The sequence below is a fragment of the Duganella flavida genome, from assembly GCF_009857445.1.
Lineage (GTDB): Bacteria > Pseudomonadota > Gammaproteobacteria > Burkholderiales > Burkholderiaceae_D > Rugamonas > Rugamonas flavida.
In genome coordinates, this window is sequence record NZ_WWCN01000003.1 from 167,441 (window position 1) to 193,504 (window position 26,064).

Below are 26,064 nucleotides of genomic sequence, written 5' to 3' on the forward strand. Positions count from 1 at the left end.
CGAGCGCTACCAAGTGATGCAAAGTACAAGCTTACCTAAAGGGCATCCACGATATTGACGGACATTCTTGGCTGGCCCAGCTGGGTTTGCATGACACAATTCCGGCCGCTGTCCTTGGCGCGGTACAAGGCCTGGTCGGCGGCCTTGAGCAATAGCTCCGGCGTCTGTTTTTCACTAGGGATGATGGATGCCACGCCGATGCTGATGGTGACGCAGCCGGCCGGGGCAAGGGCGTGCGGGATGGCCAGCGCCTGGATTTCGGCGCGGATCTTGTCCGCCATCTCGGCCGCCTGTGCAGCGCTGTTGAGCGGCGCGATGAAAGCGAATTCCTCGCCGCCGTAGCGCGCTGCCACATCGGCAGCGCGGTGTACGCCAGCGTCCAGTATGCGTGCCACCTCACGCAAGCAGGCGTCGCCGGCTTGGTGGCCGTAGTTGTCGTTGTACAGTTTGAAGCAGTCAACGTCCAGCATGGCCAGCGCCAGCGGCTCCTGGCAGCGATGGGCGCGGCCCCATTCGCGCAGCAGCGCTTCGTCAAAGCTGCGCCGGTTGGCTAGTCCGGTCAGACCGTCGGTGGTGGACAGGGCGGTCAGCTTGCGGTTGGATTCTTCCAGTTCCCGGGTGCGCAGCTGGACCAGTGCCGCCAGCTCGTGCGCGCGCCGGGTCAGTGCCCGTACACGCAAGCGATACAGTGTGACGATAATCGCAATCACCAGCAGCACTGCACCGGTACGGAACCACCAAGTGCTCCAGAACGGTGGCGTTACAGTGATGGGCAGGACGTACTCCTCGCTGACCATGCCCTTGTTGGTGTACGCGCGCAGATGGAAGCGGTAGCTGCCGGGCGCAAGAAAGGTGTAGGTGGCGATCGGCTGGCCGGCGTCGGCTTGCACCCACTGGCGGTCGAAGCCTTCCATCCAGTAGGCGTAGGTGTTGCGCTTGGGCGCGGCGTAGTGCAGGGCGGCGAATTCCAGCGTCAGCACGGCGGCGTTCCACGGGATGGTCAGGGCGCGCGGCGCCATCACCGGGCCTTCCAGTTGCACGCCTTTGAGGCGCGGGCTGCGGCTCAACGAACGGTCGTAGATGCGGATATCGCTGATGGTCGCTTGCGGCACGGTCGGCGTGCGTAGCGGCAGTTCCGGGTAGACGGCGGTGATGCCGGTGGTGCCGCCGTAATACAGTTTGCCGTCGCTGGTGCGGGTCGAGGAGGCCTGGTACAAGCCGTCGGTCAGGCCGTCGTCGGCGGAATAGTGGGTGAAGGCGCCGGTGTTGGGATCGAGCCGCGACAGGCCGCGCACGGTGCTGATCCACAAAATGCCGGACCAGTCGCTCTCGATAGACTCGACCAGCACAGCGCCGATCTCGCCCGGACCGGTGTAGCGGTGGAAGGCTGGCACACCGTCGCGGCCAGGCACCATGCGATCCAGGCCGCGCGCCGTGCCGATCCAGATGGTGCCGTACATGTCTTCGTACAGGCAGGTGATCTTGTCGCTGCTGATGGTGTCCTGCCGCTGCGGATCGTGACGGAAGTGCTGGAAGCGGTCATCGTCGCCGGCCATCATATCCAGTCCGCTGCCGCGGAAAAATTCGCCGACCCAGACTCGCCCCTGCGAATCCTCCAGCACTGCGCTGGCTTCGTTGATGGCGCGGCTGTCCGGCCGTTCTTCCTGGTGCACGTAGCGCCGCGTGGTGCTGCCAGCGGGATCGTAGCGCATCAAGCTGGCGCCGGTGGCAAGCCACAGCACACCGCCGCGTCCCGGCGCGATGGAATTGACGAAGTTATCGGCAGGGATCTCGAAGTTGATCGAAGCCAGCTTGCCGCCCGCATGATCGAGCCGGTTCATACCCTTGGCCGTGCCTATCCACAGCGGACCGTTGTCCGGCTGCTGGTACAAGCTGTAGACCGAATTGTGATTCAAGCCGCCGTGCGGGCCAGCGGCCGTGTAGTGATGCAGGATGCGTTTGCGCGCCGGGTCGAACAGCAGCAGGCCGTCGTCCACGCCCAGCCAGATCTGGCCGTCGTTGGCCGCTGCTATGGTGCGCACGAAATTCGACGACGGGAAGCTGTCCGGCGCCACATCGCGCGGGATGATACGTTCCAGCCCATAGTTACCCAGGTTGGCGCGCGATACGCCGTCGGTAAAGCTGCCGATCCACAGCGTGCTATTGCGGTCTTCCATGACCGTGTTGACGGCGTTGCTGGGCAGGCTGTGGCCATCTTCGGCCCGATGGGTGTAGGTTTGCACCAGCTGCAGGTCCAGCGTCCAGCGCATCAGGCCTTCGGTGCGGGTGCTGACCCAGGCGTTGTCGTGGCTATCGAAGTAGATATTGTTCACACGTCCGCGCGCACCATCGAGATGCTGGCGCTCGCCCCACGGTGTGCCGTTCTTCCACACCACCAGCCCGGCGTCGGTGCCCATCCATAGCCGGCCATCGGGCGCGAAGCGCATGGCGCGCACGTCGTTCAGTTTCGCATCCGGCCGCTGCTCGCTATCCAGTCGCAGGTGGGTGAAGCCTTGCGCATCCGGCGCCAGGTAGCTCAAGCCGCCGGGCCAGTTGGCGGCCCATAAGCCGCCCTTGGGATCGAGCGCGATGGCGTTGACGTCGTTATAGCCCAGCGCATCGGCGCGCGTAGGGTCGGCCTGGTACATGCGGAACTTGCCGCTGGCCGGATCGAAGTGCTGCAGGCCGCCCCATGTCGCCAACCACAATCCCGTGCCGCCGTCGCCGATGATGCGGCGGATGATGCGCGTGTTGCGTTGTCTGGAATCGGGGTGGTAGCGCTGGAAGCTGTTGGCATCGGGATCGAAGCGCGCCAGGCCTTCGTCGGTGCCGACCCAGATGCGGCCTCGCGCGTCTTCGTGCAAGGCGCCGATGCGGCCTGCCGGTAGCGTAGATGGATTGGCCGGATCGTTAGCGTAGCGGATGGCGCGCCGCCCGTCGTAGCGAAACAAGCCGCCCTCGATGGTGCCGATCCAGATGTAGCCTTGTTTATCCTGCAGCAGCGACACAATAGACTGGCTGTCCGGCCCGAGCGATTCAATCGCTTCAAAGGTCAGCGGCAGCTTCGGTGGCGGCGTGGCGGCGCTGCATGGTTGGAGCAGGCAGGCCAGCAAAATGCAGCACAATGAGAATCCCGGTACGCGCATCGTTGTAGAGACATTTGGTGAGAATTCCGCGTTAAGCTGACTATCAGCGCGGGCCAGTCAAACGTCAATACATTTTTTTCGCTTGTGGTGCGCCCACCATAGGAAGGTTGCGCGCGATGACGCGCAACATTTCATCGACATCAATCGGCTTGGCGATGAAATCGTTCATGCCGCAGGCGATGCATTGCTCGCGCTCGGACTCCATCACGCCTGCGGTCATGGCCACCACTGGCAGGTGCAGTCCCAGCTCGGTGCGAATCTTGGTGGTGGCCTCGAAGCCGTCCATCTCCGGCATCTGCACGTCCATCAGAACAAGGTCGTAGCGATGGGCGTCGTTGCGCAGGCGCTCGACGGCTTCGCGGCCATTGTCGACCGCTTCGATCACGGCGCCCGCATAAGTGAGCATGCTGTTGGCCACCAGCTGGTTGACCGGATTGTCTTCCACCAGCAGCAGCCGCACGCCGTCCAGCCGCTGGCCGCTGCTATCGGCTTCCGCAGCGGGCGCTGCACCTGCGGCTTCGCGCGTATTGGCCTGCGCCTGCTGCAGCGTCTCGGCCAGGCGGGCGCCGGTGACGGGTTTTAGCAGCACCGCATTCGCCGCCTGCGCGCCGTCCGTGTGCAACATCTTCCCTTGACCGAAGGCGCTGATCATCAGGATCACCGGCGCGCGCGCGATGGCGGCATCGGCGCGGATGGCCTGCATGGTGGCCAACCCGTTCATGCCGGGCATGTCCCAGTCGACCAGGATTCCATCGTAGCGCACCGGTTGGCTGCGCAGCAGCGACAAGGCCTGTTCGCCGGAGCTGGCGCTGTCGCAGCTCCAGCCGCGCGCGCGGATGCTGCGGCAGAGGTAATCGGCGCTGGTGCTGTCGTTGTCGATGACCAGCAGGTGCTGGACCGTGCCGATGACGGGCGCCGCATCGGTACCCGCCTGCAAAGGCACAGTCAAGATGAATTCGCTGCCCACGCCGGGCGTGCTGCGCACATCGATGGCGCCGTTCATCAGCGCAGCGATGCGGCGCGAAATGGCGAGGCCAAGGCCGGTGCCGCCGAAGCGGCGCGTCATCGAGGCATCGGCTTGCGAGAAGGGCGCGAACAGTTGTGTGAGCCGGTCGGCAGGAATGCCAATGCCGCTGTCGCTGACCGTGAAGCGCAACGTGGCAGGGGCTTGCGCCAATTCCACCAGCACCGACACCGCGCCTTTCTCCGTGAATTTGATGGCGTTGCCGACCAGGTTAATCAAGACCTGCTGCAAGCGATGGCCGTCGCCGAGCAGCGCCTGCGGCACGCCGGGCTCCACGCCGATGGCCAGTTCGAGGTCCTTCTCGCCGGCGTTGACGGTCATGATGGTGGCTACCGCCTCCAGCATGGCGGACAGGTGGAATGGCGCCGGCGCCAGCTCCATGCGGCCCGCTTCGATCTTGGAAAAATCCAGCACGTCGTTCAGGATGCTGAGCAGCGAATTGCCGGACGAACGTATCATCTCGACATACTTCTGCTGTTCGGCCGACAGCGCGGTATTGCTCAGCAAATGCGTCATGCCCAGCACCGCGTTGAGCGGCGTGCGGATCTCGTGGCTCATATTGGCCACGAATTCGCTCTTGGCGCGGCTGGCCGCTTCGGCCAGGTCGCGTGCTGCGATCAGCGAGCCTTCGGACTCGCGCAGCGCGCCGGTCATCTGCCGCGCCAGCGCGGTAGCGTAGGCCTGGCGCGCCGTCAGCGCACGCACCACGCCGAAGAACAGCAGGCTGATAATCACGCCGGCCAGCAGTACAATGTGCGACTTCTGGCGGTCGATGGCGTTTTCAAACGCCGGCTGCGAGGCAAAGCGCAGCGTCCACTGGTGATGCAGTAGTTGCAGCGTCATGGTGTGCAGATACGGATTCGGATACTGCTGCGGGTCTGCTGCTTCGCGCTCGCTGGCGTACAGCAGCGCGCCCGGCGCGGTGTCGCCGCCATCGAAAATCTCGACCCTTACGCTGCGGTCGGCGGGGCCGAGCAAGTCCTGCATCAATTCGTCGGCGCGGATCGGGCTATACGCAAAGCCCTGCAGCGACGCCATACGCTGGGCTTCGCTGGCGTCCGGCCGCAATTGCGCTTGCTTGCGATAGATCGGGAAGTACATCAGGAAGCCTGGGCTGCCGGCCTGCTGTTCATTCTGCACCAGCACCACCTTGCCGGTCATGGCCGGCATGCCGCTGCGCGCAGCCTGTAGCAAGGCGGTACGGCGTATTGGTTCGGACATCATGTCATAGCCGAAGGCGCGCAGGTTGCGGCCTGCGAATGGCTCGATATACATTACCACGGCCGACATGCCAGGATCGTTGATGCCTTGGGTGTTGTTCCAGATGTGGAAGTCTTCGTAGCCCTGGTTGCGGATGTCGGATTCGGTCACCGCGCGCTGGTCGGCGCGCAGGTACATGCCGTAGCCCAGTCCCATCACGCCGGGGAAGTTGTTGTGCAGGTCCATGCCTTCGACGAAATCGCGCCACTGGTCGCGGGTCGGCTCCTGCTGCGCCTTGAACAGCGCTTGCGCGCCGCGCAGGCCCGATTCGTACAGGATTATGCGACGGCTGATGCGCTTGGCGATGTCGGCGCATTCGGCGTCGAATTGTTCTTGCGCGCGGCGCTCGGCGCCGACGGCCAGCAAGTGCCACACCGCGACCGTCAGGCCGACGCCGATCAGCAGTGTGGCCCATTGCGCAGCGCTGTAGCTGACCGCGCCGTCGCCGGCACGCTTGCGTTCACTAGCGTCCGCGCACAGCACCATCGCGATCAGGCTGAATAGCATGATGAAGCTGGCCAGCGCGATCAGCGCGTCGTTCAGGGTGCCAACCGCGAACGGCCCGCGCCCATTGATGGTGCCCATCACCGCGCTGCCGGCGGCGATGATGCAGACCATGCTGGCGCCGCGCAGGCCGTGGCGGTAGGACGACCATGCAATGGCCAGCACAAACAAATAAGGTAACCATCCGAGGCCGTCCTGGTAGGAGTAGCGGCGGCCGAAGACGGCGATCGCCAACAGCACCAATGCCACCAGCGAGGCGGCGATTTCCAGCGCGCCGCGCCAGCTCCAGCGCGGCCACCGGCGCACGCACCAGATCAGGATGGCCGGGCCGACCAGCAGTACGCCGGCGGTGTCGCCGACCCACCACGTGATGGCGATGGTGCTGAAGGCCGCCGCTGGCGCAAGGCCGAGCAGCACCAGCGTGCTGCTGCCGATGCCTGCGCTGACCATGCACATCACCATCGCCACCAGTGCAAATTTGTAGACGTTCTGCTGCTGCCCCATCGGCTGCTTGACGTCGAAGTAGCGCCGCACCAGCCATACGCCGGCCAGTGCTTCCAGCGTATTACCGCTGGCGATAAGTAGTGAAGCGGCCGCAGTGGCGGTGCTGAGGGACAGGCCGTTGGCGTCGAAGGTGGCGAGGTTGGCGAGCAACGCTCCCAAGAAGATAGCCGGCCAGGCGCGGTACCCCATGAGCAGCAGTGCCGCGAAGGCGATGCCCGACGGCGGCCAGACCGGCGTCGCGTTGGTATGCGCGAACGCCAGCAGCAGGCTGGCGCGGGCAATCAAGGCGTAGCACAGCGTGAGAAGCGTCAACGCGCGCATGGCAGGTTCTTGGGGTTGTCAACGATGAGCCACTATAGCGTAAATATTGTCATAATGGTTTGGCATTCGTGGTGGCAGCGGGTTATATTTTCGTATCTTGTTCATAGTGAGTTCACCTTGTTAATTGTCGCCTTATCGGTGGCATTCGCCGCGCTGGCCGGACTGCTGTCCGCAGCGAATTTCGTCCGCCAGAAGGCGTGGCGCCAGGATGCGCAGCGGCGCAGCGATGAAACGGATCGCCGCTCGCGCGTGCTGGCCGATACGCTGCCGCTGCTGATCGCCTACATCGACCGCGACCTGCGCTATCGCTTCGCCAACGCTTACTACCGCAGCGAGTGGGGTATCGATCCGCAAGCCATGATCGGCAAGACCGTCAGCGAGGTCTTTGGCGCGGCGGCCGAGTCGTGGCTAGACGACCTGCGCTCAGCGCTGGCAGGCCGCCGCCTGCATTTCGAGCGTGAATTCGACGGCGCCGGCGGCGTGCGCCACTTCCTGGTCGATCTGGTGCCGGACGTGGGCTCGGATGGCAAGGTGACTGGCTTCTACCTCACTGCGATGAATATCACGGACCGCAAAAACAGTGAGCAGCGCGCCGAAGCGGCCAGCCGCGCCAAGAGCGAGTTTGTGGCGAACATGAGCCACGAGATCCGCACGCCGATGAATGCGGTGCTGGGCGTGGCCTACCTGCTGGAGAACACGGCGCTCGTCCACACGCAAAAAGAATACGTGGGCATGATTCGTTCGTCTGGCCAAGTGCTGCTGGGGATCTTGAACGACGTGCTGGATTTTTCCAAGATCGAAGCCGGCCGCATGGAGCTGGCGCCGGCCGCCTTCCGTCCGTGCGAGGTGCTGGACGCGGTGGCGAATGTCATGACCTTGAACGCGGCCTCGCGCGGCATCAACCTTGCCATCAGCGTTGATGATGAGGTGCCGCCGGTGCTGGTGGGTGACGCCATGCGCTTGCAGCAAATCCTCATCAACCTGGTCGGCAATGCGATCAAGTTCACGGAACGCGGCGGCGTGACGGTGCGGGTGGCCGTGCTGGCGCAGCAGCGCGACGGCGGTGTGCAGCTGCGCTTTTCGGTGCGCGATACCGGCATCGGCATGGACGAAGACCAGCAGCGCCGTTTGTTCTCGGCGTTCAGCCAGGCCGACGCTTCCACCACGCGCCGCTTCGGCGGCACCGGCTTGGGGCTGGCCATCTGCCGCCGGCTGGCGGAGCTGATGGGCGGCGATATCGCAGTGCGTAGCATGCAGGGTGCGGGCAGCGAGTTTCTGGTGGCGCTGCCGTTCGGCGTTGGCGCTGCGGACGCCGAGGTAGAGGTCCCGATGTGGCAAGGCGCACCTGCGCAAGGCTGGCCGCTGCCGGATGCCGCTGCGGACGCGAAGGATGCGAAGGATGCAGATGGCGCGGAAGGCGAGCCGTCCGATGGCGATGCGCCGCGTCTGCAGGGCCTGCGCTTGCTGCTGGTGGAAGATCATCCTCTGAACCAGGTGGTGGCACGCGGGATGCTGGAGCACGCGGGCGCCAGCGTGGATCTTGCGGAAAACGGCCAACTGGCGGTCGACCGCCTGCGCGAGCGTGCAGCCGATTACGATATGGTGCTGATGGACGTGCAGATGCCGGTGATGGACGGCTTTGAAGCCACGCGCTATGCGCGCCGCAAGCTGGGTTTGACATTGCCGATTATCGCCATGACGGCGGGCGTGATGCAATCGGAGCAGGACCAGTGCATCGCCGCCGGCATGGACGATTTCATCGCCAAGCCGGTCGACGTCGAGCAAATGCTGGGGATCATTTCGCGCCATTGGGATGCAATTCGCGCCAGCTGACGACAATTCGTCGCATGGCACAGCGCAGGTATGGGACAGTGGATACAGTGGCTACACACTTTATCCACCCAGGAGCCCAGCATGTCCCGACTGATGATTGCCTTGTTGTTTGCCGCCGCCGCACCTTCCTTCGCCGCCGACCTGACCATCAACATCGACGGCGTGTCCAGCGCCGAGGGGCAGGTGATGGTGGCTGTCTTCAATTCCGCCGACACCTTCCCGGCCAAGCCGCTACGTGCGGCGGCGGTGCCTGCGCATGAGGGCACGGTGCAGCTGCAAGTGACGGACCTGCCGGCTGGCGACTACGCCTTGGCGGTCTACCATGACGCCAATGGGAACGGCAAAATGGATCGCAATTCGGTCGGCATGCCAACTGAGGATTTCGCCTTCAGTAACAACGCCTTCGGCAAGCGCGGCGCGCCGAGCTTCGAAGATGCGCGCATCGTGCTGCCTGCCAGCGGCGCCACCACCCGCGTCAACCTGCGCTGAACGGAGGCCGTGATGATCAACCGCCGTCAATTCCTGAGTCTTGCCGCTTTGGCTGCCGCACCGTTTCCGGTGCTGGCAGACGTCATCATCAGCGCCCCCGGCGAGCAGGCCGGCCAGGCCACGGTGCTGGGCCGCTTGCCTGCGGACCTGCAAGGCGTCTTTTACCGCAACGGGCCGGGACGCTATGAGCTGGGCGGCGAACGTTATCACCACTGGTTCGACGGCGACGGTTTCGCGCAGCGCTGGCAGATCGCCGACGGCAAGGTAAGCCACGCGGGACGCTTCGTCGCCACGCAGAAATTCGAAGACGAGAGCAAGGCGGGACGTTTCCTGTATCCGGCGTTTGGCACCTACTTCGACCGCAAGGGCATGAAAAACAACGACACCATCAACGCTGCCAATACCAACCTGCTGCCGTTCAACGGCGGCGTGTACGCGCTGTGGGAGGGCGGCTCGGCTACCGAGCTGGATCCGCAAACGCTGGCCACGCGCGGCATCAAGACTTGGCGCAGTGATTTGAAGGCGATGCCGTTTTCGGCTCATCCGAAAATGGATCCGGACGGCGGCCTGTGGAACTTCGGCACCGCGCCGGGCGCGGACAAGCTGGTAATCTATCGCCTGAATGCAAAGGGCGAAGTGGCCCGCACCGCCATCATCCCGGTGCCGCAGTTGAATATGGTGCACGACTTTGTGGTCAGCGGCCGCCACCTGATTTTCCTGCTCGCGCCCTATGATTTCGAATCGGGCCCTGAGCGCAGCTTGCGCGAAAACCTGCTGTGGGCCGGCGATCGCCGTCCGATGCGCGCGGTGGTGGTTGCCAAGGACACGCTGGCCGTGCGCCAGGTGTTCGAATTGCCGGCACGTTCGGTTTTCCATTTCGGGAATGCTTACGAAGATGGCGGCTGCACGCGGTTCGATGCGATCCTGTACGACGGCGACGCGCTGCTCAAGACCACGCTGGAGGCGCGCGAGGCTTTGCGCCCGGTGACGGACCATCCTAGCAGCTGCATACAAATCACGCTGGACTACGCCACTGGCCAGGCGCGCGAGGCGCGGCTGTTCGGCGCCAGTGAGTTCCCGCGCGTGGCGCCGCAAGTAGTGTCGGCGCGTCACCGCAAGCTGCTGGTGCTGGGCGCCAGCGGCCATGATCTGACGCTCGACAGCGTGAACATGATCGACACCGACAGCGGCAAAGCAGACGGCTACGCGTTCGGTGCGGGATGGCAAGTGGAGGAGCACGTGCTAGTGCCGCGTCGCGGCGCACGTTCCGAGACCGACGGCTATGTGGTCGGCGTGGCGCAGGATACGCACCATGCCCAAACCGTGCTGACGGTGTTTGATGCACACAACATGAAGGCCGGTCCGATGGCGTTGGCACGCCTGCCATATCGCGCGCCGGTTTGCTTTCATGGTAACTTTCTGGCGACATGAAAAATTCAATTAAATGCGCAACTGAAAATGACGGCATTCCGCCGTTGGCCCACCCGCTGGAACTGATCCCCGTGTTCCGGCGCTGGCCGAGGTCGATGGGCCGCAACCTGCTGTACACCATCATCTGGAGTTGCGGTATGGGGCTGGTGCTGGCCGCACTGGAGGTGCTGTTGATGCGCGAGGACTTCGAGTCCACCGTGCAGTTCGGGCCCTTGATGCTGATGTCCAACCTGATCGGCTTATTGATCCATGCCGGCTCGGTGCTCTCGAATCGCCTGCTGGATGGCTGGCCGCGCCGCGCACGCGGTCTGCCGCGCATCTTGTTCAGCATGACGCTGATGGGATTCAGCGTCATCACCGGCATCACGCTGGGGAACCTGATCTGGAACGGCACCGATCCAACCATACTGCTGACCAATCGCACGGTGCTAGTCGAATCGCTGGTGATTGCGGCGGCCGTGGCGCTGCTGCTCTACATGGTGCGCAGCGCCGCCGAGCGCCGTTTCGCGCGAGCGATGGAAGAGGCGCGCCAAAAGGAATTCGTCGCATTGAGCGCGCGCATGCTGGCCGAGGCCCGGCTGCGCGCTTTGCAGGCGCAGATCGAGCCGCACTTCTTGTATAACACGCTGGCAAATGTGGTGAGCCTGATCGGACCGCGCCCGGCGCAAGCGCAGCACATGCTGGAGCGCTTCATCGACTACCTGCGCGCCAGCCTGGCCGCCAGCCGCAGCGAGGAAGCGACGCTGGCCTCGGAGACTCAGTTGATTGCGGCCTATCTGGATGTGCTGGCGGTGCGCATGGGAGAGCGCCTGCGCTATCGCATCGAACTGCCGGACGAGCTGCGACAGTTCAGGATCGCGCCGATGCTGCTGCAACCGGTGGTGGAAAACGCTATCGCGCATGGACTGGAACCGAAAGTGGAGGGCGGCGAGATCGTCGTCAGCGCAAGCGTGGAAGATGGCCAGGTGTGTGTGCGCATCAGCGACACCGGCGTGGGTCTGAACGAAGCCGCGCCGCGTAAGCCGGGCGGCGGCGTGGGGCTAAGTAACCTGCGTGAACGCCTGCGCAGTTTGCACGGCGCTGCCGCCAAGGTAGAATTACTAGAAAATCAACCTTGCGGCATGACGGTGCGCCTGATGCTGCCTTTGAATGAGAGTCCAACATCGATACCATCCGCGCCCTGATTGCCGACGACGAAGCCCATTTGCGGGAATACCTGGAAGGCCAGCTGAAATCCGTCTGGCCTGAACTGCGTGTCATCGCGCGCGCCGCCAACGGCATCGAGGCGCTGGCGATGATCGATGAGCAGGCGCCGGATGTGGTGTTCCTCGATATCCGCATGCCGGGCCTCACCGGCCTTGATGTAGCAGCGCGGCTGGTGGGCAGCGCCAAGCCGCCGCACATCGTGTTCGTGACCGCGTTCGACCAATATGCGGTGGAGGCGTTCGAGCATTCGGCGGTGGATTACCTGCTTAAGCCAGCAAGCATTGAGAGGCTGGAGAAAACCGTCGCCAAGTTGAAAGCGCGTGTGGCTGTTCCGGCGGCGGCAGTGCCGGCGGTCGCGCTGCAGGCGTTATTGGCGCAACTGGGCGCGGCGGCAGTCCCGGCGACGGCGCCAGCATCCGCGCCGCTGCAATGGATCCGCGCCTCGCACGGCGAGGAAACGCGCCTCATCGCAATCGAAGAGGTGATCTACTTCCAGAGCAACGACAAATACACCAGCGTGTTCGTGGCAGACGGCGAGAGTTTGATACGCACGCCGATCAGCAAGCTGCGCGAGCAGCTCGATGAACAGCAGTTCTGGCAGATACACCGCAGCGTGATTGTCGCTGCGCGCCATGTAGCAGGCACACGGCAGGACTTCCGCGGACGCTTGATGGTGCAGCTGAAAGGCCGCCCGGAACAGCTGGTCGTGAGCCGTAACTACGTCGACCTGTTCCGGGGGATGTAGCTAATTACTTGATTACTTGGCGATGACCGGCTTGACGCGCGATGCCGCTTCCTTGGCGTTGACGCGTGCGGTTTCCACATCATCAGCGGTGGTCAGTGCCACGCCCATGCGGCGGCGGGCGAACGATTCCGGTTTGCCGAACAGGCGGATGTCGCTGTTTGGCACTTGCAGCGCATTGGCCACGCCTTCAAACGCGATGCCGGCTGCTTCATGCTGGCCGTAGATCACCGCCGATGCACCCGGCGCTTTCAGCGCCACGTTGACCGGCAGGCCGAGGATGGCCTTGGCGTGCAGTTCGAATTCGCTTTGCACCTGGGTCGCCATGGTCACCATGCCGGTATCGTGCGGACGTGGGCTCACTTCCGAGAACCAGACCATGTCGTTCTTGACGAACAGCTCCACGCCGAACAGGCCCAGGCCACCGAGGTCGCCGGTGACTTTGGCGGCGATGTCGCGCGCGCGTTCCAGCGCCACCGGGTCCATGCGGCATGGCTGCCACGATTCCACGTAGTCGCCTTGCACTTGCACGTGGCCGATAGGATCGCAGAACTGCGTTACTACTTTGCCGTCGGCGCCCAGCGAGCGCACGGTCAGCAGGGTGATTTCGTAGTCGAAATCGATGAAACCTTCGACGATGACGCGGCCCGAATCAACGCGGCTGCCGGCGGCGGCGTAGGCCCACGCGGCTTTCACGTCGGCGGCGGAATCCACTTTCGACTGGCCTTTGCCCGACGACGACATCACCGGCTTGACCACGCAAGGGAAACCCACGGCTGCGGCGCCGGCTTCCAGTTCTTCCAGACTGCTGGCGAAACGGTATGGCGAAGTGGCCAGGCCCAGCGTCTCAGCGGCCAGGCGGCGAATGCCTTCGCGGTTCATGGTCAGCTGCGCGGCGCGCGCGGTCGGAATGCAGGTGATCTTGCCGGCAGCTTCCAGCTCCGCCAGTTTGTCGGTGGCGATCGCTTCGATTTCCGGCACCACCAGGTCAGGTTTTTCCTGTTCGATCAGCGCGGCCAACGCGGCGCCGTCGGTCATGTTGATGACGTGGGCGCGGTGCGCAACCTGGTGGCCCGGTGCGTTCGGGTAGCGGTCAACGGCAATCACTTCCACGCCCAGTCGCTGCAGCGCGATGATGACTTCCTTACCGAGTTCGCCGGAGCCAAGCAGCATGACTTTGGTGGCGGTTGGGGACAGTGGCGTGCCGAGAGTGCGTGGAGTATGCATAGTAGTGATTTAAGTTTTTAGAAAGAATAAACCAGGGTGACCGACGTTTGTGTATCGGTGTTTTTCTTGTCAGCCGGGACGTTGGTGTCGTTACGGATGTTGAACGCGGCCTTCATCTGCATGGTGCTGTTGATTTTGGTGAGCAGCGCGGTTTCGGCCATCGAGTGGATGTTCGAGGTGCCGCGTTCCACGCTCAGGTTCTGGCGGAACTGGGCGCTGTCGCTCAGTTTCCATTTCAGGTTGGCGGCGCCACGGATGGTCATGCCGCTTTCCGCTTCGCCTTCCGAGCGTACGCCGCGGAAGTAGCCCGGACCGATTTCCACGTCCAGCGTATGCGTGTCCGACTTGTAGGTTTGGGTGCCGTAACCGACGCCGATGGTCGAATAGCGGGTGTACGCGCCGAATTTGTCGTCGACGTGGGTGGCCAGCGCGAACAGTTTGCCATGGTCGTCTTGCAGCAGCTTGTAGCCTGCTTTGGCCGACAGCGAGAAGCGCTGCGCCGAGCGCTCGCGGACCTTTTCGCCTTCTTCATTGGTGACTTGTTCGTCCTTGAAGTAGCCGGAGACGATGTATTCATTGCTCCACTTGTCGGTTTCCTGCTTGGCGTCGATCTTGCCGGTGACGGAGGTACCGACCGTGTTACCGGAAGTGGAGATGGCGCCCAGTTCAGCGGAGCTATTCCAGCCGAGATGGTTGGTTTGTTCGAGCGAGTCGGTGGCAGCGGCGTGGCCGGCGGCCAGTGCGGAGAGAATCAGGAGATATTTCATGGGACGTGCGTGATACCGAAAGAAGGCAGTATTGTACCCGACATAACACGACAATGCCCCATCATAGGGTGTGCGTGGCCGTACAGACGAAGGCGGCGCTGGGGTAGATGATGATGTCACTTATTGAAGGGGCATCGATCATGAGACTCATCTTGTGCGCGGCATTGGCCGTGATGTGGGGCGCCGCCGCTGCGGAGGTGAATAAATGCGTGGATCAGGAAGGCCATGTGCTGTTCACTGATGCCCAGTGTCCGCAGGTTGCACCGCCGCCGCCGCCACCGGCACAGTCGCCTGAACCTTCGCCTGTGCAGCCAGCGGTACCGGCGCCCCGCAGCCGGTGGGCTGATTTGCCGCATGCTTTGATTCGCAAGCCGGTCAGCATAGACGCCAGTACACTGCAAACCGCGCACCAGTCCATGCTGTTGCAGGATGAACTACGCAAATCGCGTCGTTTGGTCAGCGCCCGTTGACGTAATCTTCCAGACCTGCCGCCAGCGCCTTGTACACGGCGGCGCAGGCGGGATTGCTGCGCAGGTTTTCGTGCATGGCGAGCCAGGTGTCCAGCGGGATGGTGAGCAGGTCAGGTATCACGCGCACCAACGCCGGATCGCGTTGCGCCAGCCTTACCTGGCAAATGCCGATGCCCAGCCCCGCGCGAACCGAGGATAGGTGAACCAGGTCGCTATCGCTGCGGATCGAATAATGTCCATCCGCGAGCTCGCCGAACAGCGGCAAGAACTTGCGCGCGCGGGCGCCTTCCCGATCCAACCCGATCAGCGTGTGCTGTGCCAGTTCCTGCCATGTGTGCGGGATGCCGTGGCGTTCCAGATAATCGCGCCGCGCATGGAACCCAAGATCGATATTGCCAATGCGGCGCGCCACCAGTACGTCCTGCTCCGGGCGTCGCATACGCACGGCGATATCGGCGTCGCGCCGCAGCAGGTTTTCGATACGGTTGGAGGACGCCAGTTCGATGGTGATGCCAGGATGGCTGGCACGCAGTTTCGCCAGTATCGGCGGCAGTACTTCAACGCTGATCACTTCACTGGCGGTGACGCGCACTGCGCCTTTGATTTCGGCGTCTTCGCCGAGTTTCATGCCGGAGGCGGCGCGTAGCAGGGCGGTGGAGGTGGAAGCCAGCGTTTCTGCGTACGGGCGCAATGCATGCGCCGCTTCGGTGGCGATGAAGCCGGACTGCGATCGCGTGAACAGCGATAGCCCAAGCGACTGTTCCAGCGCGTCGATATGGCGGCCGACCGTTGGCTGGGTGAGGCCAAGCGAGCGCGCGGCGCCCGATAGCGAGCCTTCTTGCAGCACGGCGAGGAAGGAACGGTATAAATCCCAGTTTGGTTCGGTCGCGATCATACGAAATTGTATAGCGACTATGCACGTTTCGGTAATTTTCTTTCAGCTCGGCGCAGGCGACACTCCATCCATCGACACTCATACAAGGAGAGCAAACATGGAAGCACTGGTTCTGGGAGCAACCGGCGGCATTGGCGGTGAAGTGGCACGCTTGCTGGTGGCGCGTGGCTGGCGTGTGAAGGCTTTGCACCGCTCGGTGCGCCAGGGTGAAGGACTGGAGTGGATCACCGGCGATGCCATGAACCGTGACGACGTAGTGCGTGCGGCGCAAGGCGTGCAGTTGATCGTGCACGCAGTGAATCCGCCCGGCTACCGCAATTGGGGACAACTGGTGCTGCCGATGATCGACAATACGATTGCCGCTGCTCGCGCATCCGGCGCCCGCATCCTGCTGCCAGGGACTGTCTACAACTACGGGCCTGGCGTGCTGCCACATATTTATGAAGATGCGCCACAGCGTCCCGTCACGCGCAAGGGTGCGATCCGCGTGGAGATGGAACGGCGCTTGAAGGATAGCGGCTTGCCAGTGCTAGTGGTGCGCGCGGGTGACTTCTTCGGACCGAAGGCCGGCAATAGCTGGTTCGCGCAGGGACTGGTCAAACCGGGCAAGCCGGTGACGGTGATCAGCAATCCATCTGCGCCGGGCGTCGGTCACCAGTGGGCCTACTTGCCTGATGTGGCGGAGACGATGGTGCGGTTGGTGGAGCTGGGCGATGCGCTGCCGCTTTTTGCCAACTACCAGATGCAGGGCCATTGGGATGCGGACGGCATGCAAATGCCGGCTGCGATTGCGCGTGCTGCAGGCAAACCCGGACTGCGGGCCGGCGCATTTCCGTGGTGGCTGACGTGGGTGGCTGCGCCGTTCGTACCGGTATTCCGCGAACTGCGCGAGATGCGCTACCTGTGGCGCCAGCCGGTGCGCATGTCGAACGCCTGGCTGCTGGCAGTACTGGGCAGCGAACCGCATACGCCGCTGGACGTTGCGGTCAGCCGCACCTTGCAAGGGCTGGGCTGCCTGCCGGATCAGGTGAGCGCCAGCCCGGCCAGCCCTGCGATGGCTAGCGCGCCGGTTGCCGCGGCGATTGGAACGACGCGACGCGGCCAGTAAGCCAGTAGCAGGGCGGCCATCAGCGCCCCGATGGTCAGCATGCCGAGCCACGCGACGAATCCGGCGCCTGCTCCCCACAGCAAGGCGCAGGGCAGGAGGGCGAACGCCAGCAGCAGACTCCCGGCTACGCGCAGCAGCGTGCGGCGGCCGGGTGGCGCGTCACAGCGATAAAGCTGGCGGTGATGGCGGTCGATGGCCAACGAGAGTCCGGCCATGCCGGCGTGGCAAAGACCGAGCGCGGTCAATACAGTCCATGCGCTCATCATGCTGCCTCCCCGGTGATGCCGACGGTAGCTGCCTTGCGCTGGCCGGTGCGCAGCGCGGCAAACGCCAGTACGAGCCCGAGACCGGCGGCAGTCAGCTCGACGGCGGCGCGTTCTGTGTCGCCGTGCGCGAGATACCCTAGCAGATGCTGGCCGGTAGTCGCCGCATTCAGTGCTGGCAGCAGTAGGCAAAGCGCCGCACCAGCCCACAGCTGCTCGCGCCACGCGCGCGCCACCGGCCGCATCGTAGCGTGCAGCAGGGAGGCTAGCCAGAGCAGGAAGAAAGCTCCGACCTCCCATTCATGCCGCTCTTGCAAGTCCAGCGGCAGCAAGCGGTTGGACCACAGGAAGCCGATGCAGGCCAGCGACAATCCCGCGATGCTGGCCACGTTCAGCGCATCGATGGCCCGGTAGACGCGCGCAGTGGCACTGCCAAATTCGTTCAGTGATTTCTGGCGGCGCTTGACCATGAACAGGATCGCACCGGTCGCCATCATCGCGGTGCCTGCCATGCCGGCGACAAAATAGATCCAGCGGATGACGGAACCGGCAAAGTGCAGGCGATGCAGCTCATCGAGCGTTGCCATCGTGGCGCGCGCGCCGTTGGGTGGAGCGCGGTGCGGCATCTCGGTTTCCAGCAGTGCGCCGCTGACGCCATCGAACTTCATCATGCCGCGCTTACTTAGCAGGTTGCCTTCCTGCGTGTCCGGCGACGTGGTGCTGTAGACCTGCACCGTCATCGCCGCGTCTCCCGGATGATTGACCACCACTGCGTAGGCCGGAGTATGGAAAGTCGTTTCCGCCAGGTGCACCAGCGGATCGAGTGAGGCCAGTGCACCGCTGCGGCCTGACGGCTTGCTCTCAGGGCCGTACTCCCGCACATGCGCTGTTTCGCCGGTGCGCAGTTCCTGCGCCCATGACACCGCCGGCATGTAAGTGCTCCAGCTGATCGCCAGTCCGCTATACACAATCATGAACAGAAAGGGCAGCGCCAGCACGCCCGCCAGGTTGTGTGCATCCAGCCATGAGCGCTGGCCTTTGGCCGGACGGAAGGTGAAGAAGTCCTGGAAGATGCGCTTGTGCGTAATGACGCCGGAGATCAGCGCCACCAGCATCGCAGCCGATGCAAGGCCGACGATCCACAGGCCGGTGGTTCCCGCGTGCAGTGCATGGTGGAACTCGACGAAGTGCATGCCGCCCAGCGTGTCGCGCACGGCGCTGGCTTCTTCCTTCATTGCCGCGCCGGTGGCCGTGGACAGGTGCGCATCGGCGTAGTAGCCTTTTTCGTTCAGCCAGAATACCTGGAACTCATCGGCGCCCGCGCGCGGCCACAGTTCCCACATCTTGCTGTTTGGCGCGTGCTGCGCCAGATAGCGCAAGCCGTGTTTGAGCTGTAGCGCGTGATCGAGCGGCTCGGTGAAGGGGGCTTGCGAAATTTCCTGCGCTTGCTCCGGCCGCATCCAGTCGGAGATGGGATGCACGAACACACTCAGGGTGCCGGTCAGGAAAATGGCGAAGGCCAGCCAGCAGACCCACAGTCCGGCCCAGGTATGCAGCCACGCCATGCGCTGGCGCAAACCGCCCTTGATGCTGCTGCCGCGCCGCGTGCCAAAGCCCCACACGACCAGCGGCGCGTACAAGGCCAGGCCTAGCAGCGCGCCGCCCAGCATGGCGTCGCTGCCCGGCCCATTCAACGCCGACAACAGGGCGGCGCCGATGGAGGCAAACAGGTAGGCGCCAACGATGATGATGGCTATGCGCTTCATGATCAGCGGAAGCGGTAGTTCAGCGACACCATGACGTTGCGCGGCTCGCCGTAGTAATTGCCCCAGCCGGACGAGTAGTAGTGCTTGTCCAGCAGGTTGTTCACGTTAAGTGTAGCCGACAGCTCCCTGCTGATGCGATAGCGCGCCATCATCGCGACCAAGGCATAGCTGTGCTGCGTAAAGCGTTCGCCGGCTGGACTGGCGCCATCCTGGTAGATGTCGCCTTGCCAGTTGACGCCACCGCCAACCGTCAAGCCACTACCGATGCCGGCGATGTCGTAGCTGGTCCACAGCTTGAAGTTATTCAGCGGCTGGTTAGTTTGCAGGCGATTGCCTTGCGCGTCGGCGATGCGTGAGTGCGCATAGCCCGCAGTCAGCTGCCAGCCGCGCTGGATCTGACCCGATACCTCCAGCTCAAAGCCTTTGGCGGTTGCGCCTTTGACGGTGTGGTAGGCGGTGGAACCATCCGGCAGCACCAGTTGGTCGGCATCCATTTCAGCGAGGTTGTCCTGGCGCATATGGAACAGCGACACGCTGGTGCTCAGCAAGCCGTCCAGCAGGTCGCCCTTGATGCCTACTTCAGCGTTCTTGCCTTCCAGCGGCTCGATCACGCGGTTGTTGCGGTCGCGGTAGGTCTGCGGGGAGAAGATGGCGGTGTAGCTGGTGTAGGCCGACCATTGCGGGTTGACGGTGTAGACCACGCCCGCATACGGCGTCACCTTGCCATTTTTTTCGAATGCATCGCTGGTGGCCGAAGCGCCCCAGGTTACGCTGTCGGTGGTACGCTTCCAGTTGGCGACGCGCGTGCCGAGAATGACCGAGAGGTCGTCGCTTGGCCGCAAACGCATCGAGCCATAGCCGGCCAGCTGCTTTTCTTTTTCGGTGTAGCTGCCGCTGATGGTGCCGACGTAATTCGGCGTCGGCGAGTTGCCGTTCCAGGTGAAGAAATTCGGAATGTTGTTGTCGTAACCGGTCAGTATCCATGCCGGGTAGCTTGGACCGGTGTTCTTCATGTCCGAGGCACTCATGCCCACCACCAGTTCATGCTTGCGGCCGAAGGCCTCAAACGGTCCGCTGGCAAAGGCGTCGATGGACAGCTGTTCCGGCTTGCTGTCCCACTTGGTCTGCCACAGCGACAGGCCGGCGCCGGTTTGTTTATCGAGCGCGCCGCGGCCGGCGTAGCCTTGCACCGCGTCGTACTGATTGGCTGCGTAATTAACCGCGACCTTGGCGCTCCAGTCGTTGGCGAAGTAATGTTCCAGCGTGGCGAAGGCCAGGCTTTGCTTGCGGATGTAGTAGCTGGAGCTGGATGCGCTGTTGACCGAGCGCGCGAAATTGGTCTTGGAGCCATCGCTGTAGTAGGGGACGAAGCCGCGGCTGGCGCCATCCAGCTTTTCATTCTGGTAGCTGAAGCCTGCGCTCAACAGGGTAGAAGGGCCGAGGTCTGCTTCAACGATGCTGTAGAACAGATCCTTGTCCTGGTGATAGCGGTCGACGAATGAATTGGCGTTCTGCTGGGCGACGACGATGCGGCCGCGTACATGCTTGTCGTCGCTGAGCGGCGCCGAAACGTCGGCCTGGGCGCGATACTTGTCCCAGCGGCCTGCTTGCAGTTCAGCCTCCGCGCGCAGTTCGCGCGATGGACGCTTACGAACCAGGTTGACGGCGGCAGCAGGGCTGCCGTTACCGCCCATCAGGCCTGCTGCACCGCGCACTACTTCGACGCGCTCGTAGATGCTGGCGTCAAAACCGGCCGGCTCCACCAGCTTGGTGGTCGGGATGCCGTCGAACATATAGGTATCGATGGCGAAGCCGCGCGAGAACATCTGGTCGGTCTCGCGGCTGGCCGACGAGTGCTCCAGCGTGATGCCGGTGGTTTGGCCCACCACGTCCTGCAGGGTCTCAAGGCGCTGGTCTTCAATGCGTTGGCGGTTCATGACGCTGATCGCTTGCGGGGTTTCGCGGATCGACAATTCCAGGCCGGTGGCGCCGCTGCTGCGTGCCTGGCCCGGCGCGCCGTCGCTCATGCCGTGCACTTCCACCTGCGCCAGCGTAGCTACCGCAGGTGCGGACGTCGCCGGCCCTGTCGCTGGCAAACCGACTGCGGCGCTGCGCTTTTGCAGCGTGAGCGTGCCATCGGTGCGGGCAACGAGAGCCAGACCGGTGCCGGACAGCAGGTGCTCCAGCGCGGCGCGCGGCGTGTAGCTGCCGTGCAGCGCAGGGCTGGAGAGGCCGTCGGTCAGCGCCGGATCGAACGACAAGGAGATCCCCGCGCCGACGGCCACGCTAGAGAGGGTGCGGCCCAGCGGACCTGCGGCCAGCTGGTAGGTTTGTTGGGCGGCGGCGGGGAGTTCGGCGGCGACGGCGGTCTGGCCTGCGGCCAGCGCCATGCTGACCAGGGCGATGCGTGCGTTAAGCATTACAGAGACTTTCTTAAAATGGATTCTGTCTCTATGCCAGCCGAGGCGCAAAAAAGTATCACGAAAAATCAACAATATTTTCAGCCGCGCGGCACCAGCGTAATCCAGTAGCCGCGCACGCGCTGCACGGCGTCCACCGGGTAGGTGGAAACCAGCATGTCCAGCGACCGTTCGGTGTCGGTGATGGGGAACGCGCCCGAAACGCGCAGTGCCGCCAGCGCGGGATCGACCCGCAGCACGCCGTTGCGGTAGCGCGAAAGCTCGGTCACGAATTCGTCTAGCCGCATTTGGTCGGCCAGCAGCATGCCGGTGGTCCATGCCGTCAACGCCGGATCAACGGTGCGCAGCGGTGCGATGCTGTGCTGGTTGAAGCGAGTCTGGTTGCCGGCATCAACCACCTGCGCTTCCCCGGCGGTGCGCGCAGGCGTAATGCGCACTGCGCCTTCAATGACGGCAAGATCGGTACTGCATTCGCGGCGGCGCACGTTAAACACGGTTCCCATAGGCTGCATCAGGCCTTCCGTGGTGCTGACGCGCAGCGGCCGGGCTTCGTGAGTGCGGCTGCTGCGCACCAGGATTTCGCCGTTGCGCAGGACGATCAGGCGTTCGCTGTCTGTAAATCGTACATCGATGGCGCTGGCGGTGTTGAGGGTTACGCTGCTGCCGTCGGCAAGCGTGATGGTGCGATGTTCGCCGACGCTGGTATGAATGTCGCCGGACCACGGCTGCGATTCGGCATAGCGCCACGCACCCCAGCCAGCAGGTATCGCGACCATCAGTGCGGCGATGCGCGTGATGGCGGCGCGCCGGGCGGCATCCGGCGTGCGGCTTAATACCGGCATCGCCAGTGCGGGCGGCAGCGTGCCTAGTTTGTTCATCAGCAGCTGCGCGCGTTCCCATGCGAGCGCATGCTGCGGATCGCTGCCGCGCCATTGTTCGCAGGCGTTGCGGTCCGCGCTGGTGGCGCCGTCCTGCAAGCGCACCAGCCATTCCGCCGCTTCTTCAAGCGCCTTGGGCGAGATGCGGGCGTTCACGCGGCATCTTCCATCGCCAGCAGGCATTGGAGAAAGGCTTGTTTCATATAGCGTTTGACGGTGATCAGCGACACGCCGAGGCGGACGGCGATGTCGGCGTAGCCCAGACCATCCAGCTGCGCCATCAGGAAAGCTTGTTTGACCTTGAGCGGCAGGGCATCCAGCATGGCGTCGATGCCGTGTAACGTTTCGAGGATCAGCATGCGCTGTTCCGGCGAGATAGCGGTCGGTTCGGGCAGGGAGGCCAGCGCTTCCAGATAGGCGCGCTCCAGCGATTGGCGTTGATACCAGTTGACCAGTACACCTTTGGCGACCGTCGTCAGGAAGGCGCGCGGCTCATTCAACGCCGCCAAGTCACTACGCCCGAGAATACGGGTGAAAGTGTCTTGCGCCAGGTCGTCCGCATCACAGGCGTTTCCCAGTTTGGCGCACAGCCAGCGCTGCAGCCAGGTGTGATGGTTACTGTACAGGTCTGTGAAATGGGGATGCAGGACGGCGGCTGTCATTTTATGAGAATAAGAACTATTCTCATTTATTCTACAGGACGTGGACAGCCGCCGCAACTTCTTACATGCGCGGTTCGCCGGTTTTGCTGTTGACGGCGATGGTGGAGCCGGGCGGGGTACTCAGTTGCACGCGATGCTGGACGCCGCGATAGTTATACGCCACGTCCCAATATTGCGGCTGCTGGTTGCCGACGCTTTCGCAGCGGCGCACGTCGCGCGTGCTGGTGTTGTTTTGGTTGGCCACATTGTTGCCGATGGCCGCACCGGCAATCGCGCCGCCGGCGGTGGCGACATCGCGCCCGGTGCCGCCGCCGACCTGGTGGCCCAGGATTCCGCCGATCAGCGCACCGGCAATCACGCCGCCGGCGCTGGGGCGTGACGGTTCGTTGACCTGCTGGCGTTCGACCCAGCAGCGCTGCTCCGGCGTGCCGAGCACCGCATGCACGGAGCTGACCGGCACATCGACGATGCGCTCACTCGGACGGCGGCGCCATTCATACGATGGTTGGGCCAATGGCGGCGGGGCTTCGTTGTCGTAGCTGTCGCGCACCGGTACCGGACGGACCGAGGAAATGCGGTTGTTCATGCCCATGCCGGCCAGCGTTTCGTAGCTGCCGCGGCGCAGGACCATGCATTGGCCGCGGAAATTGGCGTCTTCGCACACTTCCCATTGCCCGCGGTCGACCACCACTGAGGATGCGCGGTCGTTGAAGCCGTTGCGCGAAAAGTCGCGCACTTGGCTGTTGGCGGTGAAGGCGCGGCCGCGCAAGCCGTCGCCTTCGTAGAAAGTGATTTGGGCGGAAGCCTGTGCGGCCATGCCGACAGCGGCTGCCGCCACGGCGAATTTCAGCGTATTGTTCATTGTCTTCTCCTGATGGGATGAGACGTGAGCATGGCCGATTTATGCGCCGGTTACTGTACGGTCGCGCACATAGTCAGGGTTCGACAGATTGTGCGCGCTTCAGGCAGCGCAGCACGAAAGTGGAGCGGCTGTGTTTAAGGCCCGGTAATTTATACAGCTTCTTGCGCAGGAATTCTTCGTAGCCTGCGGTGCCGGCGACAGCGACCTTGATCAGGTAATCGTAGTCGCCGGTGAGCAGGTAAGCTTCCGTCACTTCCGGCAGCTTGGCCAGTGCGGCGCCGAATTTTTCGAAGATGTCGTCGTCATGGCGGTCCAGCGTGACCTCGATGATGACAGTGTCGGGATAACCCAGCGCGGTCTGGCTGATCAAGGCCGTGTAGCCCTCGATCATGCCGCCTTCCTCCAGTGCGCGCACGCGGTTCCAGCACGGCGTGGTCGAGAGGCCGACTTTTTCTGCCAGCTTGGTGTTACTCAGGCGGCCGTCCTTGCGCAGTTCGCGCAGGATGCGGCGATCCAGTTCGTCGATTTCCATGGCTATCCAAGATAAATATTCCTCGTATTTTACATCGGGCAGGAGAATCTGCTGATAATAGCGCAAAACGGCAGAAAATCAGGAAGCCTATTTCTGCCATTTCTGGCTATCCTGTTCACATGGATACCACACAAAAAAGCTACCGTTTCTGCATCGAGCCGGATGCGCCGATCGCCACACTGGAGGCGGCATTACAGGTGGTGCGGCGTTTGAACATTGAGTTGCGCGCGCTGCGCACGACTTCCACGCCGTATGGCATGGAAGTCCAGGTGCGCCTGGCGGCGGAAGAGGAAGATATTCTGACGCTATGCCGTATGCGGCTGCATAACCTGATCGGCGTGATGCAGATCAGGGAGATGCCTAGACTGGTGGTGGATAACCAGCGCTATCAGGCGACGTAGCTGTACTTGATCAGGAAGACGATGGCAATGATCCACACCACCGGCTTCACCTGGCGCGCCTGGCCGGTCAGCAGTTTCAGGCCGGCGTAGGTGATGAAGCCGAAGGCGATACCGTGCGCGATCGAGTAGGTGAACGGGATCACCAGCGCGGTAATCGCGGCGGGTACGCTTTCGGTGGTGTCGCTCCAGTCGATGTCGATGAAGTCGCGCAGCATCAGGCAGGCGACGAACAGCAGCGCCGGTGCGGTGGCGTAGGCTGGCACCACGCCGGCGATCGGTGCGAAGAACAGCGCGGCCAGGAACAGGAGTGCCACTACCAGCGCGGTCATGCCGGTACGGCCGCCTGCTTGCACGCCAGCGGCGCTTTCGAGGTAGGCGGTGGTGCTCGACGTACCCAGCACCGAACCGGCGACGATGGCGCAGCTGTCAGCCAGCAGCGCCTTGTTCAAGCGCTCCATCCGGCCGTTGACCAGCAGGCCCGCGCGCGAGGCCACGCCCATCAGGGTGCCGGTGGCGTCGAACAGTTCAACCAGGAAGAACACCAGCACCACATTGAACAGGCCCATATGCCAGGCGCCCTGCAGGTCGAGGTGGAACAGGGTCGGCGAAATCGACGGCGGCAGCGACATGAAGCCGTGGAAGGTATTCCCGCCGAAGAAGAAGCTCATTACCGTCACCGAGACGATGCCGATCAACAGTGCGCCCGGTACTTGCAGGCGGTCCAGCGTCACGATTAGCAGGAAGCCGAAGATGGCCATGATGGTGTGCGGGTTGTGCATGTCGCCCACGCGTACCAGCGTGTCCGGATTGGCGACTACCAGGCCCGCGCTCTTCATCGCGATCAGCGCCAGGAACAAGCCCAGGCCCACCGTGATCGCCACGCGCAGCGAATGCGGAATGCCGTTAACAATATACTCACGCACCTTGAACAGGCTGACGATAATGAACAGGCAACCGGAGATGAACACCGCGCCCAGCGCCGACTGCCACGGTACGCCCATGCCCAGCACCACCGCGTACGCGAAATAGGCGTTCAGGCCCATGCCCGGCGCCATGCCGATCGGGTAGTTGGCGTACAGGCCCATGATCAGGGTGCCCAGCGCCGCAGCGAGGCAGGTGGCCACGAACACTGCGTCCTTGGGCACACCGGCGTCGCCGAGAATGGCGGGGTTGACGAAAATGATATAGGCCATCGTCAGGAAGGTGGTGACACCCGCAACGACTTCGGTTCGGACAGTGCTACCGTGTTCGGAGAGCTTGAAATATTGATTAAGAAATGACATGGCGCGCTCCTGCTGAAACTTCGAGGGGCGAAGAATAGCACGGATGGGCGCAACACTTCGTGGTGTCAAA

21 protein-coding genes are annotated in these 26,064 nt (G+C 63.4%); 8 read left to right on the forward strand and 13 right to left on the reverse strand.

The annotated features are described in order from the left end of the window. Positions 1 to 35 precede the first annotated feature (35 nt). Complete coding sequence (locus GTP46_RS05290) at positions 36 to 3,125, reverse strand: diguanylate cyclase (protein ID WP_161005580.1); 3,090 nt, start codon at positions 3,123 to 3,125, stop codon at positions 36 to 38. 85 nt (positions 3,126 to 3,210) lie between these two features. Beyond that, positions 3,211 to 6,759 (reverse strand): CHASE domain-containing protein, encoded by a 3,549-nt coding sequence (locus GTP46_RS05295; protein ID WP_161005581.1) that lies wholly within the window; start codon positions 6,757 to 6,759, stop codon positions 3,211 to 3,213. A gap of 117 nt (positions 6,760 to 6,876) precedes the next feature. On the opposite strand from GTP46_RS05295, the gene GTP46_RS05300 reads away from it, so the two are divergent. The 5 genes from GTP46_RS05300 (at position 6,877) to GTP46_RS05320 (ending at position 12,463) form a co-directional block, all read left to right on the forward strand. Beyond that, positions 6,877 to 8,592 (forward strand): ATP-binding protein, encoded by a 1,716-nt coding sequence (locus GTP46_RS05300; RefSeq protein ID WP_229258806.1) that lies wholly within the window; start codon positions 6,877 to 6,879, stop codon positions 8,590 to 8,592. Between the two features lie 81 nt (positions 8,593 to 8,673). Beyond that, the gene (locus GTP46_RS05305; protein ID WP_161005583.1) at positions 8,674 to 9,081 is read left to right on the forward strand and encodes a DUF2141 domain-containing protein; all 408 of its coding nucleotides are present in this window, start codon (positions 8,674 to 8,676) and stop codon (positions 9,079 to 9,081) included. A gap of 12 nt (positions 9,082 to 9,093) precedes the next feature. Further along, positions 9,094 to 10,512 (forward strand): carotenoid oxygenase family protein, encoded by a 1,419-nt coding sequence (locus GTP46_RS05310; protein WP_161005584.1) that lies wholly within the window; start codon positions 9,094 to 9,096, stop codon positions 10,510 to 10,512. Continuing rightward, on the forward strand, positions 10,509 to 11,696 hold the full coding sequence (locus GTP46_RS05315; RefSeq protein ID WP_161005585.1) for a sensor histidine kinase: 1,188 nt from the start codon (positions 10,509 to 10,511) through the stop codon (positions 11,694 to 11,696). Before GTP46_RS05310 ends, GTP46_RS05315 begins: the two co-directional genes overlap by 4 nt. 20 nt (positions 11,697 to 11,716) lie before the next feature. Next, a complete protein-coding gene (locus tag GTP46_RS05320) occupies positions 11,717 to 12,463 on the forward strand; it encodes a LytR/AlgR family response regulator transcription factor (protein ID WP_229258807.1) in 747 nt (248 codons plus the stop codon). 12 nt (positions 12,464 to 12,475) lie between these two features. On the opposite strand, the gene purT is transcribed toward GTP46_RS05320, so the two are convergent. Further along, complete coding sequence (gene purT / locus GTP46_RS05325) at positions 12,476 to 13,687, reverse strand: formate-dependent phosphoribosylglycinamide formyltransferase (protein WP_161005586.1); 1,212 nt, start codon at positions 13,685 to 13,687, stop codon at positions 12,476 to 12,478. Positions 13,688 to 13,704: 17 nt separating this feature from the next. Continuing rightward, the gene (locus tag GTP46_RS05330) at positions 13,705 to 14,454 is read right to left on the reverse strand and encodes a DUF481 domain-containing protein (protein WP_161005587.1); all 750 of its coding nucleotides are present in this window, start codon (positions 14,452 to 14,454) and stop codon (positions 13,705 to 13,707) included. 140 nt (positions 14,455 to 14,594) lie between these two features. Here GTP46_RS05330 and GTP46_RS05335 point away from each other — a divergent pair, with 140 nt between their 5' ends. Then, positions 14,595 to 14,924 (forward strand): hypothetical protein, encoded by a 330-nt coding sequence (locus GTP46_RS05335; RefSeq protein WP_161005588.1) that lies wholly within the window; start codon positions 14,595 to 14,597, stop codon positions 14,922 to 14,924. On the opposite strand, the gene GTP46_RS05340 is transcribed toward GTP46_RS05335, so the two are convergent. Continuing rightward, entirely contained in the window at positions 14,911 to 15,819 is a 909-nt protein-coding gene (locus tag GTP46_RS05340; RefSeq protein ID WP_161005589.1) for a LysR family transcriptional regulator, read from the reverse strand. The genes GTP46_RS05335 and GTP46_RS05340 overlap by 14 nt on opposite strands. 97 nt (positions 15,820 to 15,916) lie before the next feature. Between GTP46_RS05340 and GTP46_RS05345 the strand changes: the two genes are divergently transcribed. Then, positions 15,917 to 16,927, forward strand: a complete 1,011-nt coding sequence (locus GTP46_RS05345; RefSeq protein WP_161005590.1) for an NAD(P)H-binding protein — start codon at positions 15,917 to 15,919, stop codon at positions 16,925 to 16,927. On the opposite strand, the gene GTP46_RS05350 is transcribed toward GTP46_RS05345, so the two are convergent. The 7 genes from GTP46_RS05350 to GTP46_RS05380 all read right to left on the reverse strand — a co-directional run bounded on the left by GTP46_RS05350 (position 16,843) and on the right by GTP46_RS05380 (position 24,310). Then, on the reverse strand, positions 16,843 to 17,193 hold the full coding sequence (locus GTP46_RS05350) for a DUF3325 domain-containing protein (protein ID WP_161005591.1): 351 nt from the start codon (positions 17,191 to 17,193) through the stop codon (positions 16,843 to 16,845). The genes GTP46_RS05345 and GTP46_RS05350 overlap by 85 nt on opposite strands. Next, entirely contained in the window at positions 17,190 to 18,956 is a 1,767-nt protein-coding gene (locus GTP46_RS05355; RefSeq protein ID WP_161005592.1) for a PepSY-associated TM helix domain-containing protein, read from the reverse strand. Before GTP46_RS05355 ends, GTP46_RS05350 begins: the two co-directional genes overlap by 4 nt. A gap of 2 nt (positions 18,957 to 18,958) precedes the next feature. Next, positions 18,959 to 21,376 carry a TonB-dependent siderophore receptor gene (locus GTP46_RS05360; protein ID WP_161005593.1) on the reverse strand — a complete coding sequence of 806 codons (2,418 nt, stop codon included), beginning with the start codon at positions 21,374 to 21,376 and terminating at the stop codon, positions 18,959 to 18,961. Positions 21,377 to 21,456: 80 nt separating this feature from the next. Next, entirely contained in the window at positions 21,457 to 22,410 is a 954-nt protein-coding gene (locus tag GTP46_RS05365) for a FecR domain-containing protein (RefSeq protein WP_371869566.1), read from the reverse strand. Then, on the reverse strand, positions 22,407 to 22,916 hold the full coding sequence (locus tag GTP46_RS05370) for a sigma-70 family RNA polymerase sigma factor (protein ID WP_161005595.1): 510 nt from the start codon (positions 22,914 to 22,916) through the stop codon (positions 22,407 to 22,409). Before GTP46_RS05370 ends, GTP46_RS05365 begins: the two co-directional genes overlap by 4 nt. 61 nt (positions 22,917 to 22,977) lie before the next feature. Further along, positions 22,978 to 23,778: a beta/gamma crystallin-related protein gene (locus tag GTP46_RS30170; protein ID WP_308495417.1), complete on the reverse strand. Its 801-nt coding sequence runs from the start codon at positions 23,776 to 23,778 to the stop codon at positions 22,978 to 22,980. A 73-nt stretch (positions 23,779 to 23,851) separates the two neighbouring features. After that, the gene (locus GTP46_RS05380; protein WP_161005596.1) at positions 23,852 to 24,310 is read right to left on the reverse strand and encodes an Lrp/AsnC family transcriptional regulator; all 459 of its coding nucleotides are present in this window, start codon (positions 24,308 to 24,310) and stop codon (positions 23,852 to 23,854) included. A gap of 119 nt (positions 24,311 to 24,429) precedes the next feature. Between GTP46_RS05380 and GTP46_RS05385 the strand changes: the two genes are divergently transcribed. Further along, positions 24,430 to 24,711 carry a hypothetical protein gene (locus GTP46_RS05385; protein WP_161005597.1) on the forward strand — a complete coding sequence of 94 codons (282 nt, stop codon included), beginning with the start codon at positions 24,430 to 24,432 and terminating at the stop codon, positions 24,709 to 24,711. Here the strand turns inward: GTP46_RS05385 and GTP46_RS05390 are convergent. After that, a complete protein-coding gene (locus tag GTP46_RS05390; protein WP_161005598.1) occupies positions 24,699 to 25,994 on the reverse strand; it encodes an NCS2 family permease in 1,296 nt (431 codons plus the stop codon). The genes GTP46_RS05385 and GTP46_RS05390 overlap by 13 nt on opposite strands. Between the last annotated feature and the right edge of the window lie 70 nt (positions 25,995 to 26,064).

Coding starts and splice junctions, on each gene's coding strand:
- GTP46_RS30170 (WP_308495417.1), bottom strand. CDS start 23,778: ATGAACAATACGCTGAAATTCGCCGTGGCGGCAGCCGCTGTCGGCATG.
- purT (WP_161005586.1), bottom strand. CDS start 13,687: ATGCATACTCCACGCACTCTCGGCACGCCACTGTCCCCAACCGCCACC.
- GTP46_RS05360 (WP_161005593.1), bottom strand. CDS start 21,376: ATGCTTAACGCACGCATCGCCCTGGTCAGCATGGCGCTGGCCGCAGGC.
- GTP46_RS05315 (WP_161005585.1), top strand. CDS start 10,509: ATGAAAAATTCAATTAAATGCGCAACTGAAAATGACGGCATTCCGCCG.
- GTP46_RS05355 (WP_161005592.1), bottom strand. CDS start 18,956: ATGAAGCGCATAGCCATCATCATCGTTGGCGCCTACCTGTTTGCCTCC.
- GTP46_RS05295 (WP_161005581.1), bottom strand. CDS start 6,759: ATGCGCGCGTTGACGCTTCTCACGCTGTGCTACGCCTTGATTGCCCGC.
- GTP46_RS05330 (WP_161005587.1), bottom strand. CDS start 14,454: ATGAAATATCTCCTGATTCTCTCCGCACTGGCCGCCGGCCACGCCGCT.
- GTP46_RS05390 (WP_161005598.1), bottom strand. CDS start 25,994: ATGTCATTTCTTAATCAATATTTCAAGCTCTCCGAACACGGTAGCACT.
- GTP46_RS05350 (WP_161005591.1), bottom strand. CDS start 17,193: ATGATGAGCGCATGGACTGTATTGACCGCGCTCGGTCTTTGCCACGCC.
- GTP46_RS05310 (WP_161005584.1), top strand. CDS start 9,094: ATGATCAACCGCCGTCAATTCCTGAGTCTTGCCGCTTTGGCTGCCGCA.
- GTP46_RS05345 (WP_161005590.1), top strand. CDS start 15,917: ATGGAAGCACTGGTTCTGGGAGCAACCGGCGGCATTGGCGGTGAAGTG.
- GTP46_RS05340 (WP_161005589.1), bottom strand. CDS start 15,819: ATGATCGCGACCGAACCAAACTGGGATTTATACCGTTCCTTCCTCGCC.
- GTP46_RS05335 (WP_161005588.1), top strand. CDS start 14,595: ATGAGACTCATCTTGTGCGCGGCATTGGCCGTGATGTGGGGCGCCGCC.
- GTP46_RS05370 (WP_161005595.1), bottom strand. CDS start 22,916: ATGACAGCCGCCGTCCTGCATCCCCATTTCACAGACCTGTACAGTAAC.
- GTP46_RS05380 (WP_161005596.1), bottom strand. CDS start 24,310: ATGGAAATCGACGAACTGGATCGCCGCATCCTGCGCGAACTGCGCAAG.
- GTP46_RS05385 (WP_161005597.1), top strand. CDS start 24,430: ATGGATACCACACAAAAAAGCTACCGTTTCTGCATCGAGCCGGATGCG.
- GTP46_RS05305 (WP_161005583.1), top strand. CDS start 8,674: ATGTCCCGACTGATGATTGCCTTGTTGTTTGCCGCCGCCGCACCTTCC.